The organism is Anaerolineales bacterium, assembly GCA_003105035.1.
Taxonomy (GTDB): domain Bacteria; phylum Chloroflexota; class Anaerolineae; order Anaerolineales; family UBA4823; genus FEB-25.
In genome coordinates this window covers 70,429-87,196 of record PQAL01000028.1, presented here as the reverse complement: position 1 = coordinate 87,196, position 16,768 = coordinate 70,429, and the positions used below count along the sequence as shown (strand labels likewise).

Genomic DNA, 16,768 nt, shown 5'->3' with positions numbered 1-16,768 from the left:
TGGATGGAGCATGCCACCCAACATCAGCAGTCAACCCTCTGCCTTTTTTGGTGCGCCAGCCATGACCCGCTCAATTCTCACGATCAGCTCTTCAGGGCTAAAGGGTTTAGCAATGTAATCATCCACTTTCGCTATCCGTAAGCCAAGGATCTTGTCAATATCCTGCGCTTTAGCTGTGATAACGATCACGGGGATATCGCGCGTGGTCTCATCTGATTTGATTTGGTGGTATACATCCCAGCCGTCCAGGTCGGGCATCATCAGGTCCAGAAGGATTAATTCGGGCTTCTCCTTTTGAACAAGCTCAACGCCTTCCTTACCGCCCAATGCCCCCAGCACCGTGAATCCTTGACGACCCAGGATCAACCTAACCAGATCGATCATTTCAGATTCGTCTTCGATATAAGCTACCCGCGTGGATTGCTTGCTCAAGGCTGCCTCCTTCGGCGATAGGGGTAAAGTAAAGTTTACCATAAAATGAATTTTCTCTTTCCAACTTCACTCGTTTAGCCAGGAACCCTGGATCCAACCTTGCCAGGGAACTAAGCCTAAACTATAATCCGCATGTTAAAATACTAAATTGAACGAGGCAATTTTATGATCGACGTGAATGATTTAAGAAAAGGGGTGACTTTCGAGTTCGATGGAAAACTCTACAAAGTACTCGATTATCATCACAACAAACCGGGACGTGGGAACGCCACCATAAAGATTAAAGCTGTAGACCTGCGTTCGGGGACCACCCTTGAAAAAACCTTTCAAAGTGGCGAGCGAGTTCAGGATGCCAGATTGGATTTCCACACTGTCCAATATTTGTATACCGACGGTGAGCTGTATCATTTCATGGATTTGGATACATATGACCAGCCAGCCCTATCCAAGAATGTGTTGGGTGAGAGTGCCGATTTCTTGACCGAAAACATGGAGATCAAACTGACCTTCTACCAGGGCGAACCCATCGATGTAGAGCTGCCCATCACGGTCGATATGGATGTGGTGGAAGCCGAAGTGGCTGTCAGAGGTGATACTGCCACAGGGGTCAACAAAAAAGTGAAGACTGATACAGGGCTGGAAGTGCAGGTCCCTGCATTTGTAAACGTCGGTGACCGAATTCGTATCGATACCCGCACTGGGGCGTACGTCACCCGGGTTTGATCTCTTCTATTCCCAATAATCAATGAGAACTCCAGCTGGGAAAGAATGCAGTTATTTTTACGGGAATTATTTTCGAGGGCGTTCAGAAGAGGAATGCCGCTTGCTCAATTCTGCTTCTCCGCCCCTTCCTTGGAGGAGGGACTTCTGCAACACCTGCCCAGTGCCAGCGATTCAATTAGCGAATTCCTGCCCGCACATGGTTTTGATTCCCAAGCTCGTGCGTAAGATTCCTTTTGGAAAGCAGGAAGTTCGCGTGCAAACCTTCTGCAGGAAGACTGAGCGTGCGGGATTTGATCCCCATATAGGCTGTGGGGAATGCCATAAACTGCCTGCCGAATTCACCGAAGGATCTAGTGGCACTCCTGCTTTTTGATCTCGACGACACTCTGCTCGGCAATGATATAGATACCTTTATCCCAGCCTACCTGAAGACATTGGCTACACGTATGTCGCAGGTAGCCGATCCTTTATACCTGACTAAGACACTACTCTCCGCAACGCACCAGATGGTGGAGAACCAAGACCCGAGCCAGACCCTCGAACAGAAGTTCGACCAGGCCTTTTATCCACGGCTGGGCGTAACCCGGCAGCAAGTCCAACCCATTATTGACGATTTTTATTCCCTGGATTTTCCCCACCTGAAGACCCTTACCCAACAAAAACCTGAAGCGATCCGTGTGGTTCACCAGGTGATCGACCGGGGGGATAAGGCCGCAATTGCCACCAATCCTCTCTTCCCCCGCACAGCCATCCTGCAGCGTTTGGAATGGGCAGGCTTACCTGTTGGCCAGGTACCCTATTCCCTGGTGCCGTCCTACGAAACATTTCACTTTGCCAAGCCAAACCCAGCTTATTTTGCCGAGTTTCTCGGGCAGCTTGGCTGGCTGAAGGTACCGGTCGTGATGGTGGGGAATGACTTGGAATTGGATATCACTTCCGCAGCCCAGCTTGGTCTGCCAGTTTTTTGGTTGAACCAGGATGGTAACCCCGGATCAAAGGCCCAGGGCCTGCAGTATCCGCAGGGTAGCATTGGTGACCTGCTTCCTTGGCTTGATGCGGCCCACATCGAACCGATGCCTGCCAGTTTTACATCCCCCCATGCGTTGTTGGCAGTATTGCGCGCTACGCCTGCGGCGCTGTCTTCATTACTATGCCACAGGGATGACCATTGGTCACGCAGTCCTTCGCCCGGTGAGTGGAGCCCGGGAGAAGTGCTCTGCCATCTGAGGGATGTGGATGCCGAGGTAAACCTGCCACGGCTGCAGAAATTGCTTAATGAGCGTAATCCATTCTTCCCCGGGCAAGACACAGACCCTTGGGCAGAGATACGCAAATATCATAAACAGGATGGTAGGATGGCACTGGATGAATTCACTTCGGTGCGAAAATCTATATTGAGCTTGCTGGAAAACCTTGCTCCAGAAGATTGGGAACGGCAGGCGCGGCATGCAATTTTTGGCCCGATCAAATTGAGAGAATTAGTCAATATCATTGCTGGACATGATATCTTGCATATTCAGCAGGTTTATAGGGCCTTGTAGTTGTTTAGTTTTTATTATATTTTTTCCCGCCTCTGCATCACTGAGGTGGTGTTATTACTACGAAAATCATATCGGTGATGCGTCATCAGCGACTCACCTTGGAGGTATTTATGCGTAAACGCGTCGTTATTACTGGTTTGGGGTGTGTCTCACCCTTGGGGAACGATGTATCGACGATGTGGGGTAATATTAGCACAGGAAAGTCGGGGGTTGGTTATATCACGCACTATGACACCACCCGCTACAAAGTGAAGATTGCTGCAGAAGTCAAAGATTTTAACGGTGTGGCGCTTTTTGGAACACGAGATGCACGCCGGATGGACCGTTATGCTCAGTTTGCCTTGGCTTCCGCCTTACAGGCTTTGCAGGAAGCCCAATTAACCATTACTGATGAAAACCGTGATCGGATCGGTATCGTGCTGGGTTGTGGGATCGGCGGGATGGGTACCTTGAATGAGCAGACCCATATATTTTTCGATCGTGGTCCCGATCGGGTCAGCCCGTTACTCGTCCCGATGATGCTTCCCGATGCGGCGGCAAGCATGGTTGGTTTGCAGCTGGGTGCCCGCGGGCCGAACCTTGCTATCGTGGCTGCCTGCGCCAGCGGAACGAATGCCATCGGGGAAGCTTTCGAAATGGTCCGCCATGGCAGGGCGGATGTGGTCCTTTCGGGGGGTTGTGAAGCGGTGATCGTGCCAATTGCCATGGCTGGACTGACCGTGATGACAGCCTTGTCCACCCGCAATGAGGAACCCGAACGTGCCTCCCGGCCTTTTGATAAGACTCGCGATGGATTCGTGATGGGTGAAGGGGCAGGTGTGGTGGTGTTGGAATCACTTGACCATGCGGTGCAGCGTGGTGCCACGATCCTGGGTGAAATTATCGGGTATGGGACGACCAATGATGCATTTCATATCTCAGCTCCCGCTGAAAATGGAGAGGGGGCCGCTAAGTGTATGCAGAACGCCCTGGCTGATGCCAAGCTAGGCGTGGAGGACATTGGTTATATCAATGCCCATGGTACCAGCACACTTTTGAATGATAGAAGCGAAACCCAGGCAATCAAATATGTTTTTGGTGATCTTGCCTATAAAATTCCTGTCTCTTCCACGAAGTCGATGACCGGTCATCTATTAGGAGCTGCGGGTGCTCTGGAAGCTGTTATTTGCATCAAATCCCTGCAGGATGGAATATTACCACCCACGATCAACTATGAAACTCCTGACCCCGAGTGTGATCTCGATTATGTTCCTAATCAAGCCCGGCAGGCGGTGGTCCAGAATATCATGTCAAACTCTTTCGGTTTTGGGGGGCACAACGCCAGTATCATCCTGAGTCGTTATCGAGGGGCTTAATTATGTGCCCCTATGCCCATATCACTGGGTGGGGAATGGCGGTTCCTTCCAGGGTGCTGACCAATGCAGACCTGGAGAAAATTGTGGAGACGGATGACGCATGGATACAATCGCGTACTGGAATCTGTCAGCGTCACATTGTCAATGAGGATGAATCTACTGCGACCCTTGCCAGGGAGGCAGCCCTTAATGCCCTGCGAGTAGCCAATCTAAACCCAGCTGATTTAGATCTGATCATTGTTTCAACCTCCTCACCGGAGCATGTTTTTCCTGCCACCGCCTGCCTGGTTCAGGATCGGATCGGTGCATTGCATGCCGGCGCATTTGACCTTTCGGCAGCTTGTTCTGGTTTTATCTTCGCTGTGAATATGGCTACCCAGGCGATTCGGAGCGGCTCAATTCAAAATGCAATGGTGATTGGTGCCGAGACCTTATCCCGTTTTGTGAACTGGCAGGACCGCAACACCTGTATCCTTTTTGGCGACGGTGCAGGTGCGTTCATCCTTCAAGCAGGGGATGAGCCAGGTGGTTTACTCTCATCCGTGATGCGCTCGGATGGTTCGGGGGGCGATCTACTTTCTGTGCCTGCCGGTGGCAGCTATAAGCCAGCCAGTGCGGAAACAGTTCAAAATCACGAACATACCATCCATATGAATGGCCGGGAAGTATTCCGCTTTGCTTCCCGGGTGATCGTACAAGCTACGAAGGATGTGGTTGCGGCGGCTGACATGAAAATCGGGGATATCCAACTTGTGATTCCCCACCAGGCAAACCTGCGTATCATTGAAGCTGCCATGCGTGGCCTTGAAATCCCGATGGAGCAATGTTTCATCGATATCGAGCGATATGGCAACACGTCTACCGCTTCCATACCTATCGCAACCTGCGAAGCCATCCAACAAGGACGCTTACAATATGGCAATACCATAGTATTCGTCGGCTTTGGAGCTGGCCTGACCTGGGGTGCAGCGCTGGTTAGGTGGACTGGACCATTCTTGCCACACCGCCACATCTATCCTGCTTCCTACCAGCTGTGGGTTTCAATACGATCCAGATTACTCAGGCTTCTCCGCCGGATCGAAGGTTGGATTTGGGGTCGCGATCGATAAAAGTATTCATCGGCACCCTTTCCAGGACGAATAAGGTTAGAGGCTTGTTAGAAATACTTCGTTAATCCCCAAAATACTACCTGTCATTACAAGAGATTGGTATAATGACCCAGACCTTAAGCACCCCAAGCTTCAAGGGATATAGCTGCATGGGTCTACGCATCTTTTGGAGGCATCAGTGAATCCGACTCGTAATCGATCATCGATTATCTATGTACTGTTATTAGCCGCAATCATAATCCTGGTTTTTTATAGCTTTAATCAAGCCAATACCGGACAGGAAACTTTATCAATTAACCAGGTAGCTGCGGATGTGGCTGCAGGTAAAATCACCCGGATTGTCGGAGAACAAGAAAAGCTCACAGTGATTTATGGGACAGGCACGCAAGAAATCACAAAGCTGGCATATCAGGAACCTGGAAGGACGCTCGTTCAACAGCTGAAGGATTTGGGGGTGTCGACCGACCAGTTGTCACCTGCACATATCACCATCGAATATAAACCACCCAGCCCACTGGTTGGTATTCTTTCATCGTTAGGATATATCATCCCGTTCATTCTCCTGGGTGGAGTTTTCTGGTGGGTATTCCGCCAGGCCCAGGGCAGCAATAATGCTGCGATGCAGTTTGGGAAATCACGGGCGCGCATGTTCACCGGAGATCAACCTTCCGTGACGTTTGGTGATGTTGCCGGTGTGGAAGAAGCCAAGGAAGAGCTTGAAGAAGTTGTCGAATTCTTACGCGAACCGGAGAAGTTTATCTCCCTCGGGGCGCGCATTCCGAAGGGTGTGCTGCTAGTTGGCCCACCTGGAACCGGAAAGACATTACTTGCCAAGGCAGTATCTGGCGAGGCGGGTGTGCCATTCTTTTCTATCTCCGGCTCCGAGTTTGTCGAAATGTTCGTGGGTGTGGGTGCCAGCCGTGTGCGTGACCTGTTTGAGCAAGCCAAGCGTCACTCACCTTGCATCGTCTTTGTGGATGAAATTGACGCGGTTGGTCGGCAGCGCGGGGCAGGCCTGGGCGGAAGCCATGATGAACGCGAGCAGACTTTAAACCAGATGCTGGTTGAGATGGATGGTTTTGATACCGATACGAACGTCATCATCATGGCAGCCACTAACCGTCCCGATATTCTTGACCCTGCGTTGCTTCGCCCTGGTCGCTTCGACCGCAGGGTGATCTTAGACCGCCCGGATATGCGTGGTCGCGAAGCCATTCTCAAGGTACATGTCAAAGGAAAACCTCTTGCCCCGAATACCGATCTGGCTGTTCTGGCCCGTTCAACCCCGGGTTTTGTGGGTGCTGATCTGGAAAATTTGGTCAACGAAGGTGCAATTCTGGCAGCTCGGCGCAATAAAAAATCCATTGAGCAGGAGGATTTGGAGGAGGCGATCGAGCGGGTGATTGCTGGACCGGAGCGCAAGAGCCGGCTGATCAGTGAAGAGGAAAAACGTATCGTTGCCTACCATGAGGCTGGCCATGCGGTAGTTATGAACGCGGTGCCCGAAGCTGACCCAGTTCATAAAGTATCGATTACCGCCCGCGGCATGGCTGGTGGCTATACACTTGCCTTGCCTGAAGAAGACCGAACACTGATGGGCCGCAATAAGCTGATCGCTGACATGGTGGGACTAATGGGTGGGCGCGCTGCCGAAGAGATTGTGTTCAATGACATCACTTCCGGTGCCTCCAATGACTTGGAGCGCGTCACCAAGATGGCGCGTGCCATGGTTACTCGCCTGGGCATGAGCAGTGATTTGGGACCCATGGTTTACGGCCAGAAGGAAGAGCTGATCTTCCTGGGACGTGAGATATCAGAGCAGCGTGATTATTCGGAAGCAGTGGCTGAGCAGATTGACAAGGAAGTAAGGTCACTTGTCAATGACGCTTACGAAAAGGCCAAGGGAATCCTCATACAATATCGCGAATTCCTGGATGCCATTGCTCGTAAACTTTTGGAAGTTGAAACGCTATCACGCGAGGAGTTTGAAACGTTGTTTCCGCCCCCACAGCCTAAGAACGGGGGCACTCCGCTGCCCAAGCCAGCCTAAGCTCTTACGGTTGGCTATCAGAATAATATAAGGGGTTTCTGGCTAATAAGCCAGGAACCCCATTGTTTTCTGCAAGGGAAGTAATTTTGACTTTTTTACACGCACTTGGTATAATCTAAGTTTGCGTGAAATTCGAAGAATCAGAGAGGTCGCTATGGATACCAATATTACAACAGGTGCTCCAGGCAATATCAAAGAACTAAAAAATAAAATGTATTTTCGCGGCAAGGTAGTCAAAACCTCGCTCGCAGGTGCACTGGTTGATATTGGTATGGAAACCCCCGGGATGGTCCACATATCCCAGCTTCAGAAAACACCCGTGAAACGCGTTGAGGATGTCATCCATGAAGGAGATGAGGTGGATGTATGGGTTCGCAGGGTGTCACCCAAAAAAGGCCGCATCGAGCTCACCATGATCCAACCGTTAGGCCTGGAATGGAGCGAGATCAAAAAGGATATGGTCATCACCGGGAAAGTTGTTCGCCTGGAAAAGTTTGGTGTGTTTGTCGATATCGGTGCCGAACGCCCGGGTCTGGTGCACATCAGTGAGATGACGCACGACTTTATCCGCATGCCGGGTGATCTGGTCAAAGAAGGCGATGAGGTGGAAGTAAAGGTTTTAGAGGTCATCAAACCCAAGAAGCAGATCAAGCTGAGCATGAAAGCGCTCCAGGAAAAACCCGAAGAGATCGTTAAGGCCACAATTGAGAAGATGGATAAACGTGAACAGCATAGCCGTGAGCAGGAAAAGGAAAAAGAAGCTTCTGAAGAGGAGAAGGATGTGCCTGTTCCCACAGCGATGGAAATGGCCCTGCGTGAAGCCATGGAACGAAAAGGCGTAGACACTGTAAATGCCTTTCCTGATAAGAAGAGGAAACGCAAGAGCACGGAGGCCAACCCTGAGCTTGAAACGATCTATTCGCGGACTTTAAAAACCCGCTCGCCCAAATAAAAATATCGATACTATCCAGACTGCGAGAAATAAAATTCTCGCAGTCTTTTATTTAATACCCCAGCTTGATTTTTCCAGGTGTAGCTGGCTACATCCAAAATCACGGTATAGATCCACCAAAATGGTTACTCTACTTGCCTGTAATTCTTCCAAAGAATGGTGCCAATAATAACGGAAGCGACCAGGCCGGCTGCCAACAGCATTGAACGCTGCGTCTTCCTGGCATGTGTTTCTTGAATGGCTGATTTTCGTCTCTTCTCCGCCTCAGCCAGCAGGGTTTTCCAGGCAGGGATGGAGGCTGGTGTGGGTAAGCTATAGCAGGAAGTAATCAGTTGATGATAAGCCTCCAGCTCTTTTTGCCATTGGTCGGTGCTCCAGCTCATCTCTTTCAGGCAGATTTGTTTTACCACCGGCAGGATGGATTCACCCCCATGCGGCAGGATCAGACCGAGGCGCGTCCGCCGCAGGAGCAGGTCCTCCAGGTGGCACACAGCTTCACTTTGGGCTGCCCAGCGGAGCTCAGCCCACAAATAATCGGTTCCAGGAATGGATTCCATCTCACCTGCATGAGCAGCTTTCACCAGGCGAATGGCATCTACCCCATAGCGGCCTAATAACCTGCGGCGACAGGTTTCACGCATTTCTCCGCATCCAGGTAGGGCCTGGTCAACCGGGTTGAGCACTGGCATGTCATGATCAGGTTCGGGCAGGTCAGGGAACCGGCTTTGGAGGGCTTTCAACACATCTAGAGCGATGAGCCGAAAAGTAGTCAGCTTGCCCCCCGTTACTGAATATAGCCCCTGATCTTCCCAGATTACATGGTCACGTGATTCCTCCGAGGGATTCGCTCTACCACTGCTTATGACCGGCCTTACCCCAGCATAGGTAGAAATCACATCCTCTAGGCCAATTGACAGCGATGGGAATTGGTACTCAACGGCTGCCATCAGGTAAGCTACCTCGTTTGGGCTGATACACGGTTCGCGTTCAAGCGAATCTGTATGGTCTACATCTGTTGTCCCTACCAGGGTGACCTTCTCCCAGGGGAAAATAAACACTGGGCGTTGATCGAAGGGGTGCAAGAAGCTGATTGCCTGTGCCACAGGCAACCGCCAATTTGGAAAGATCAGGTGGCTGCCTCGCAAAGGACGGATTTGTGCACTGCCGCCCACCTGCTCTCGCAAGGTATCCGTCCAGGCACCAGCAGCATTTATCACCACCTGCGCGTAAGCCTCAGCCTGGTCACCTAGCAACTGGTCCGTGAGCAGTACGCCTTTCACACCTTGTTCCGTGGCGATCAATCGTTCTCCTTTGACATAATTGATCGCAGTGGCACCATCTGCAACTGCTTCACGCAAGACCCGCAGGGTTAGGCGGGCGTCATCGGTCTGGGCATCACCAAAACGGAAGCCTCCCTTGAGCTCGTTCTGGCTGATGTAGGGAGCCAGCAGCTTGAAATCCTGAGCCGAGTAATAGGCATGGTCCCAGCGTAAGGCCAGCAGGTCATACACTGTTAGACCGACCTCATAAGCCCACCGACCGGGTGAGTCATTTTTATATACGGTCATCAGGAAACCTAACGGATCGATCAGCCCCGGACCCTCATGCAGCAATTGCTCCCTTTCATGGACCGAATCACGGGTCAGGATAAGTTTGCCTTCTTTAAGATACCGCAGCCCCCCATGCACCAGTTTGGATGACCGGCTGGAGGTACCCCAGGCGAAATCACGCTGCTCAACCAATAATGCATGCAGGCCGAGGCGGGTGGCTTCCCGCAGGATGCCTGCCCCGGTAATCCCACCACCGATGACGATCATATCCCATGGGCCAGCAATCTCTTGCCAGGTCTTTTTTCGCCATTCGTTATTCCACATCACATTCTCCATCATATATTATTTTAGGCTGGCTCAGGCAACTTTACAGCACTAATTTCCCTGGATTCATCATGCCTTTGGGGTCGAACTGATGGCACAGGCTGGTGATGGTTTTTATCGCTAAAGGCCCCTTCTCTGCGGGCAGATAGGGTACATGGTCCATCCCAATCCCATGTTGATGGCTGATCGTTCCCCCAAGTGAGACGATTACCCGGCTGGCAGCGGCTTTCATCGCCTGCCACCGGCTCAGCGTGTCTTCAGACGTTGCTGCCAGCCTGAACAGGTAAGTCGTGTAAACCGATGATCCATAAGGATAAACATGCGAAAGGTGGGTGAAGACGTGTACTTTTTCGTTGAAGCTCTCCATGGTCTGACGTAGGGTAGACTCGATCTGGTCAACCATCTGGATGGTTTTTCCCCAGTCGATGGCTGTCTCCAGCGTATCAATCCCATAACCCATCTCCCACAAGGTATTCCGCAGGTAAGGGGTTTTGAAACGATTCCTGTGCCATTGCTCTCCAAAGGTCTTGCCCACATGCACACCGCCCCATTTTGAGGTGATGTCTAAAGCCTCGCTGCGGTAGGCACGTACCAGGCTGGCTTTACCACTGAAACCCAGCAGGAGCATACATTTTTTCTCACCTAACCCTCGGATTGACAGCAGGCGTTCCAGGGCGCCGATCAGGTTTTCATGGCCTGCCAGGGCCAGTGTGGTGGAGGTTTCTATGGCTGTGCTGAGGCGCAGCATACAGCATTGTATGCCGTACGACAGGATTTGCCTGACCGCCTCGATGCCGTGTTGAAAATCAGGAAAGAAGACGGCATGGAAGTCTTCTCGCTCGGGGATCGGACTGATGCGTACGCAAGCTTGGGTGATGATACCCAGCCTGCCTTCCGAACCCAATATAATTTCACGAAGGTCCGGTCCTGCGGCCGAAGCAGGGAAAGCCGGGATATTCAACGTCCCGGTCGGGGTTTCTATTTTGCCGCCAGCAAATAACTTTTCTATCCTCCCATATCGTAAGGATTGTTGTCCACTTGAGCGGGTGGCGATCCATCCGCCCAGGGTGGAATACTCAAATGATTGGGGGTAATGCCCCAGCGTGTAGCCATGCGCCCGGAGCTGTGACTCGAGGACTGGCCCCGAAACACCAGCCATGAACGTTGCTTGCAGGCTGGTGGCATTGAGATCGACCAGCCGGTTCATGTGCGACATATCTATCGTTAGGACAGGTTTTCTGCCCTTCATCACGTCGATATGCCCCACGACGCTAGTTCCTCCGCCGTAGGGGATAATTTGATATCCATGCCGGCTTGCATATTGGATAAGCTCGTTGACATCTTCATCGGTTAAAGGGTATCCCACGCCATCCGGGAAGCTATCCAGCTGCCCACTTCGCAAATCCAGCCAGTTTGGGAAGCTCTGCCCGCGTGTATGCGTCAGGCGTTGAAATGGGTCGACTGATACCAGGGGATGTGAGTGTAGACGCGACTTAGGCACACGCTTGATTAATTCTTGCAAGCCTGCCTGCTTCGGCCTTGCTCCAATCCCCACCAGACTGTCCAGGAACCTTTGTGAAGAAGCATGGAGAGGATAGTCTACTGAATCATCTCCCCAACCATTCCAGCGTCTCATAGAGTGGCTCCTGGAAGAGCCGTGCTGCCCTTGATATCACCTTTATGCTTCCATTCTGGATTGTTCTTCATAGCTTGTTATCTTCCCACTCTTCAATCTTGGAGTCTGATGTGGTGTTGGATAATGACGAGAAACTGGTTTACATCTCTTTCATCCGAACGATGGGAATGGATCATTAGCTGCTTGCTCATATGCATTTTTTATTTCTTCATCAACCTCAGCATGAATGGTCTTCCTCTCCTCAGTATTTAAACGAGCAGCCTGGATCTTGATCGGGTCATAATTCTTTCGCATAGAATCGATCTCTACTGGATCGCGGGTATCATCACCCTTTGAGTGGGGTCCAAACCGTCTGGTATTGATGATCATCGCCTGCGGGGAACTAGCCTGGCGTACCTGTGAAAGTAATTCCGCGGCAACTGCCAGGATTTCATGCACGTCAGATGTATCCAGCTCTTGAGCAGGAATATTGAATGCTCTGAAGCGGTCTGGGACACTCCCCGCCACGGCATACTCAGAAGGTGTGGTCTGGGCAATGTGGTTATTTTCAAGCACGTAGAGGATCGGTGCCTGCCATAGCGAGGCCATGTTGAAGGCCTCATAGATAACGCCTTCTCCGAGGGTGCCATCGCCCAGGAAGGCGATGGTAATGTCTCCTGAACGTTTAAATTTCTCTGCCAATGCCATGCCCGTGGCGATTGGTACAATGCCACCCTGAATCCCATTGGAATAGAAGTTACGCCAATGCAGGTGCTGCGAACCGCCTCTTCCCCCGCACACCCCGGTGGACCGGCCCATTAGTTCGGCAAATAATGCTCGTGGATTGCCTCCGTACGCTAAGAAATGGCCGTGACTGCGATGATTGCTGAAGACGATGTCGTTTTCCTGGATCTGGGTGAGTACTCCAACTGCGTTAGCTTCTTGCCCCAGGCAGGTGTGTGTGGTACCGTGAAATACGCCACGGGTAAAATTATCCGCCACCGTTTCTTCGAACCTGCGAATGCGGTAGAGAGCCCGGTATAAAATGTTATCAAAAATCATGGTCATCCTAATTATATGCTTATAACCAAAATAGCATAGCTACACCGGTCACCGCGACGATAGTACCGGTCACCGCCTGCCAGGATATTTTCTCTTTAAATACGAAGTGACCGATGGGCAGCAGGAAAATGGGCGGTAGGGCGATGATGGTGCTGGCGATCCCGATGCTGGTATTCTGTATGGCAAATAACGATAAGGAAACACCGATCAGCGGGCCGAATAACGCTCCACCCAGGATATACACCATTCCCGACCTTTGATCTTTCACTCGCTGAATGGTAGAAACAACCTGCCTTTGCAGTATCGTTACCAGCCAAAAAGCCAGGAAAGCTGCGCTCATGCGGATGACATTGGCTGATAACGCTGGAAAATTTCCCTTCAGCCCGTTTTTTGCCAGGACGACACCCAATGCTTGCCCTGAGGCGGCAATTAATCCCGCCAGGACGCCCTTTGCATCAATCCGGCTTGCAATGGATCTCTCTACTGTTTGCTGGGTCTCGCTTCGGCTGTTACTTACCAGCACCACCCAGGTGATGCCTGCCAGGGTAAGGATAATGCCAAAAATGCTTCCCACGCTGAGTGTCTCTCCCAGGAAAACCCATGCCAGCAGAGTGGCAATAGCGGGTGCCAGGCTGAGGAAGAGCAATCCAATGCGCGGGCCCATCGAGATATATGCCTTGAAAAGGAACAGATCACCGATTGCCAACCCAACGATGCCAGAAATCCCCAACCAGAACCAGCGTTCCACCTCGGCATTAACTGGTAACGGTGTGCCATAAATAAGCCAGTGTACACTACAGAGAAGGAGGATTGCCACCACCAGTCTCACCCGGTTGGAGACTGCCGGACCAAATTTCCGTCCAGCAACGGTGAAAAATATGGATGAGATGGAGTAACACATTGCAGTAAGGAGTGCTGCCAGCTCCCCGATATTAGGATTCATGGTTGCCCATGAACTCATCTGCAGTAGCCTGACCTGGTTGATTAATCCCCTGGCGTTGCAATACTTTGACGACACTCAACAATAGGATTTTTATATCCAGCCAGAGCGACCAGTGGTCCACATACCACACATCCAGCTCGAATTTTTCTTCCCAGGTGAGTGCATTCCGCCCATTAATTTGCGCCCAGCCGGTGATCCCTGGTAACACATCATGCCTGCGGTTCTGTTCAGGGGAATACCGCTCCAGGTATTGCATCAGCAATGGCCGTGGCCCCACCCAGCTCATCTCTCCACGCAGCACATTAATCATCTCCGGCAACTCATCCAGGCTAGTGGAGCGAAGGAATCGGCCCAGGCGCGTCATACGCTGCCCATCAGGCAGCAGCTGATCCTGGTCATCACGTTCATTGGTCATTGAGCGGAATTTGTGCACCCAGAAGGGTTTCCCATGGAATCCCGGGCGTTTTTGCCTGAAGATGATCGGGCTTCCGAAATTAATCCTGACCAGGATGGCAATGACCAGTAATAACGGAGACAGAAGGATAATGCTGGGGATAGTAACGATGATGTCCAGGATTCGTTTGGTTGCCGGGATAGGTGAATGCGTACCAACAAGGAGCATACCGGAATTCTACCAGATGTTGGTTATTAGAGCCGGGATAAGGATTCGAATGCCTGGCTAGTTGGGGGACAAAAAAGCTGAAATCCTCAGGATTTCAGCTTTGGTCTTATTGAAAGAAATGCCTCTATAAAAGAGACATTTGACAAGGGCGGATGATCATCACGATCTTGCCCTGGATATCCACAGTGGTTGGGTCATCGATGAAGATCGGTTTCATGGTGGGATTGGCTGGTTGCAGGCGAACTTTTCCATCTTCCAGGTAGAAATACTTTAATGTGGTTTCGTCTTTATCGCGCAGCCAGATGGCTACCAGGTCTCCATTGTGAACATCTTTGGCAGGTTTCATAATCACGATGTCACCATCATTGACCATCGCATCGATCATGGAATCGCCATTTACTTCGAGGGCAAACAGCTCTTCCACTTTTTCACGAGCTGGAAGCATACTGCGGGCAACGTTGACCACTGTCTCTGCGTCCAGGTAGGCAAAATCTGAACCCGGAACCGGGACTGGTTCGCTGGCGAAGATTCGCCCCATTACCGGGATGCGTAGCACCTGCTCTACTGACTCGCGCACATTTTGCACCATCCCTTTTGTTGATTGGGCGATCTCATTAAACGGTTTCATCAGGCGTATCCCGCGCGAGACTCGCCCTGAGCGTTTGATATGCCCCATGCTCTCCAATTGATCCAGGTAGTAATTGACTACGGATGTTGAAGAAAACTTTCCCATATCCTGGATATCACGGATGGAAGGGGGAAAGCCGTTATTGTTTTGATAATCTTCAATCACCTTGAGGACTTTGATCTGTGGCTCAGTGAGAGTCGAGCTGCGACGCCTGGGTGTCATCTTTCACCTCCGAAATATCAGTACAGTTGTTCTATAAACTTATAATACCAGAACATTCGTTCGATGTCAAGTAGCTCGTAACTTATGTTATTCAAACTTGAAAAGTGAACCGATAAAAGTTGAAAAGTGAACTCCTGCTCCATGATAGATTTGGGTCAAAAAACGCCATCATGGATCATATTCATAAGCGTTTCACCGTTGCACAGGTGAATGCCGGAAAATATTGTGGGATAATTGTCTAGAAAGCTTTATTCTTGAATAAAACTCTCTCGGGCTTCTTCCGAGGTGATCATGGAGCAGGTATGAAATTCGATAAAGTCTGTGTATTAGGTTTGGGTTACATCGGACTGCCAACTGCCAGTACATTTGCCACTCATGGACTGCACGTAATCGGTGTAGATAATAATCCCCGTGTGGTGTCCACTTTGCGTAACGGTGAGCTGCATATTTCTGAACCGGGCCTGGGAAAATTAGTCAAGGAAGCGTTATCAGCAGGAAGACTGGTGATCAGTGATACCCCTGAGTCAGCAGATGCGTTCATCATCGCCGTGCCAACCCCATTTTATAACGACGAACAGAAAGTCCAAAATGGACGCGAGTATCGCCTGGCTGATATGCGCGCCGTGACTGCTGCAACCCAATCGATCTTACCCCACCTGCGCCGTGGGAACCTGGTTGTGCTCGAATCAACCTCTCCACCGCGCACTACGCTTGATCTCGTCAAGCCGATCCTGGAAGGCTTGGGATTGAAAGCCGGGGTTGATTTTCTACTGGCTTATTCACCTGAGCGGGTACTGCCCGGCAGGATCCTCCAGGAGCTGACCGAGAATGCACGCGTGATCGGAGGCATCAATGCCGCCTCAGCGGAAGCTGGACGTGATCTATATGCCCATTTTGTCAGGGGTGAGATTGTCCTCACCGATGCCACCACGGCTGAGATGGTCAAGTTGATGGAGAATACCTACCGGGATATCAACATTGCCATCGCCAACGAATTTTCACGCCTGGCCCAACGATTCAGCGTGGACATCTGGGAGGCGATCGGCATCGCAAACCGGCATCCTCGGGTGAAGATCTTGAATCCTGGCCCAGGGGTGGGCGGTCATTGCATCAGCGTCGATCCCTGGTTCCTGGTAGAGGCCGCTCCCGATCTGACTGAGCTCATCATTGCAGCCCGTCATCTGAACGATACCCAACCGCACTTTGTTTTCGATCTTATATCAGGTATTTTTGACGGTAAGCTACCTGGGAAGCATATTGGTCTTCTCGGCTTAGCCTTTAAACCCGATGTGGATGACCTGCGTGAAAGTCCGGCGATTGAGGTGGCACGCTTGCTTACTGAGGCAGGTGTGATCCTCTCTGCCTATGAGCCAAACAAACCGGATGCATCGATACCGGGTGTCACCCTATCGCTGCGTTTAGAAGACGCCATACGAGACACTGACCTGCTTTGTTTATTGGTCGGTCATAAGGAATTGAAAGAGCTAGATCCAGCGTGGGTCAGACAGGTCTCTTCCGCCCGTTGGGTGATCGACACCGTGGGAGCCTGGGACAAGGAATCGTGGTCTAGTGCAGGCTTCACATTCCTCCGCCTGGGCGATGGGAAGCAGGACCGATGAGTTTCTCTATCCTTCCCGTGT

The 16,768-nt window shown here is 51.2% G+C and carries 14 protein-coding genes; 7 read left to right on the top strand and 7 right to left on the bottom strand.

Annotated elements, in window-relative coordinates; genetic code table 11:
- Positions 1-30: 30 nt before the first annotated feature.
- The gene (locus C3F13_12090) at positions 31-474 is read right to left on the bottom strand and encodes a two-component system response regulator (protein ID PWB52262.1); all 444 of its coding nucleotides are present in this window, start codon (positions 472-474) and stop codon (positions 31-33) included.
- 123 nt (positions 475-597) lie between these two features.
- On the opposite strand from C3F13_12090, the gene efp reads away from it, so the two are divergent.
- From efp to C3F13_12060, 6 genes are all read left to right on the top strand, one after another.
- Entirely contained in the window at positions 598-1,155 is a 558-nt protein-coding gene (gene efp, locus C3F13_12085; protein ID PWB52261.1) for an elongation factor P, read from the top strand.
- A 308-nt stretch (positions 1,156-1,463) separates the two neighbouring features.
- Complete coding sequence (locus tag C3F13_12080) at positions 1,464-2,696, top strand: hypothetical protein (GenBank protein ID PWB52260.1); 1,233 nt, start codon at positions 1,464-1,466, stop codon at positions 2,694-2,696.
- Between the two features lie 110 nt (positions 2,697-2,806).
- Positions 2,807-4,051 carry a beta-ketoacyl-[acyl-carrier-protein] synthase II gene (gene fabF, locus C3F13_12075; protein ID PWB52259.1) on the top strand — a complete coding sequence of 415 codons (1,245 nt, stop codon included), beginning with the start codon at positions 2,807-2,809 and terminating at the stop codon, positions 4,049-4,051.
- A 2-nt stretch (positions 4,052-4,053) separates the two neighbouring features.
- Positions 4,054-5,160 (top strand): 3-oxoacyl-ACP synthase, encoded by a 1,107-nt coding sequence (locus C3F13_12070; GenBank protein ID PWB52258.1) that lies wholly within the window; start codon positions 4,054-4,056, stop codon positions 5,158-5,160.
- Between the two features lie 178 nt (positions 5,161-5,338).
- Entirely contained in the window at positions 5,339-7,210 is a 1,872-nt protein-coding gene (locus C3F13_12065; protein PWB52257.1) for a cell division protein FtsH, read from the top strand.
- A gap of 154 nt (positions 7,211-7,364) precedes the next feature.
- A complete protein-coding gene (locus C3F13_12060; GenBank protein ID PWB52256.1) occupies positions 7,365-8,162 on the top strand; it encodes a hypothetical protein in 798 nt (265 codons plus the stop codon).
- 125 nt (positions 8,163-8,287) lie between these two features.
- On the opposite strand, the gene C3F13_12055 is transcribed toward C3F13_12060, so the two are convergent.
- From C3F13_12055 to lexA, 6 genes are all read right to left on the bottom strand, one after another.
- Entirely contained in the window at positions 8,288-10,036 is a 1,749-nt protein-coding gene (locus tag C3F13_12055; protein PWB52255.1) for an FAD-dependent oxidoreductase, read from the bottom strand.
- A gap of 43 nt (positions 10,037-10,079) precedes the next feature.
- Positions 10,080-11,672 carry an FAD-binding oxidoreductase gene (locus C3F13_12050; GenBank protein PWB52254.1) on the bottom strand — a complete coding sequence of 531 codons (1,593 nt, stop codon included), beginning with the start codon at positions 11,670-11,672 and terminating at the stop codon, positions 10,080-10,082.
- 150 nt (positions 11,673-11,822) lie between these two features.
- Positions 11,823-12,719, bottom strand: a complete 897-nt coding sequence (locus C3F13_12045) for a pyruvate dehydrogenase (protein ID PWB52253.1) — start codon at positions 12,717-12,719, stop codon at positions 11,823-11,825.
- A 13-nt stretch (positions 12,720-12,732) separates the two neighbouring features.
- Positions 12,733-13,674, bottom strand: a complete 942-nt coding sequence (locus C3F13_12040) for an EamA family transporter (protein ID PWB52252.1) — start codon at positions 13,672-13,674, stop codon at positions 12,733-12,735.
- On the bottom strand, positions 13,646-14,278 hold the full coding sequence (locus tag C3F13_12035) for a UDP-galactose phosphate transferase (protein PWB52251.1): 633 nt from the start codon (positions 14,276-14,278) through the stop codon (positions 13,646-13,648). The genes C3F13_12040 and C3F13_12035 overlap by 29 nt, the downstream gene beginning before the upstream one ends.
- Before the next feature lie 124 nt (positions 14,279-14,402).
- Positions 14,403-15,128 carry a repressor LexA gene (lexA, locus tag C3F13_12030; GenBank protein ID PWB52250.1) on the bottom strand — a complete coding sequence of 242 codons (726 nt, stop codon included), beginning with the start codon at positions 15,126-15,128 and terminating at the stop codon, positions 14,403-14,405.
- 302 nt (positions 15,129-15,430) lie between these two features.
- Between lexA and C3F13_12025 the strand changes: the two genes are divergently transcribed.
- Positions 15,431-16,747, top strand: coding sequence for a UDP-N-acetyl-D-mannosamine dehydrogenase (locus C3F13_12025; protein PWB52249.1), 1,317 nt, complete (start codon positions 15,431-15,433; stop codon positions 16,745-16,747).
- Positions 16,748-16,768 lie beyond the last annotated feature (21 nt).

Coding starts and splice junctions, on each gene's coding strand:
- C3F13_12070 (PWB52258.1), top strand. CDS start 4,054: ATGTGCCCCTATGCCCATATCACTGGGTGGGGAATGGCGGTTCCTTCC.
- C3F13_12035 (PWB52251.1), bottom strand. CDS start 14,278: ATGCTCCTTGTTGGTACGCATTCACCTATCCCGGCAACCAAACGAATC.
- C3F13_12055 (PWB52255.1), bottom strand. CDS start 10,036: ATGTGGAATAACGAATGGCGAAAAAAGACCTGGCAAGAGATTGCTGGC.
- C3F13_12090 (PWB52262.1), bottom strand. CDS start 474: ATGGTAAACTTTACTTTACCCCTATCGCCGAAGGAGGCAGCCTTGAGC.
- C3F13_12060 (PWB52256.1), top strand. CDS start 7,365: ATGGATACCAATATTACAACAGGTGCTCCAGGCAATATCAAAGAACTA.
- efp (PWB52261.1), top strand. CDS start 598: ATGATCGACGTGAATGATTTAAGAAAAGGGGTGACTTTCGAGTTCGAT.
- C3F13_12050 (PWB52254.1), bottom strand. CDS start 11,672: ATGAGACGCTGGAATGGTTGGGGAGATGATTCAGTAGACTATCCTCTC.
- C3F13_12025 (PWB52249.1), top strand. CDS start 15,431: ATGAAATTCGATAAAGTCTGTGTATTAGGTTTGGGTTACATCGGACTG.
- lexA (PWB52250.1), bottom strand. CDS start 15,128: ATGACACCCAGGCGTCGCAGCTCGACTCTCACTGAGCCACAGATCAAA.
- C3F13_12045 (PWB52253.1), bottom strand. CDS start 12,719: ATGACCATGATTTTTGATAACATTTTATACCGGGCTCTCTACCGCATT.
- C3F13_12040 (PWB52252.1), bottom strand. CDS start 13,674: ATGAGTTCATGGGCAACCATGAATCCTAATATCGGGGAGCTGGCAGCA.
- fabF (PWB52259.1), top strand. CDS start 2,807: ATGCGTAAACGCGTCGTTATTACTGGTTTGGGGTGTGTCTCACCCTTG.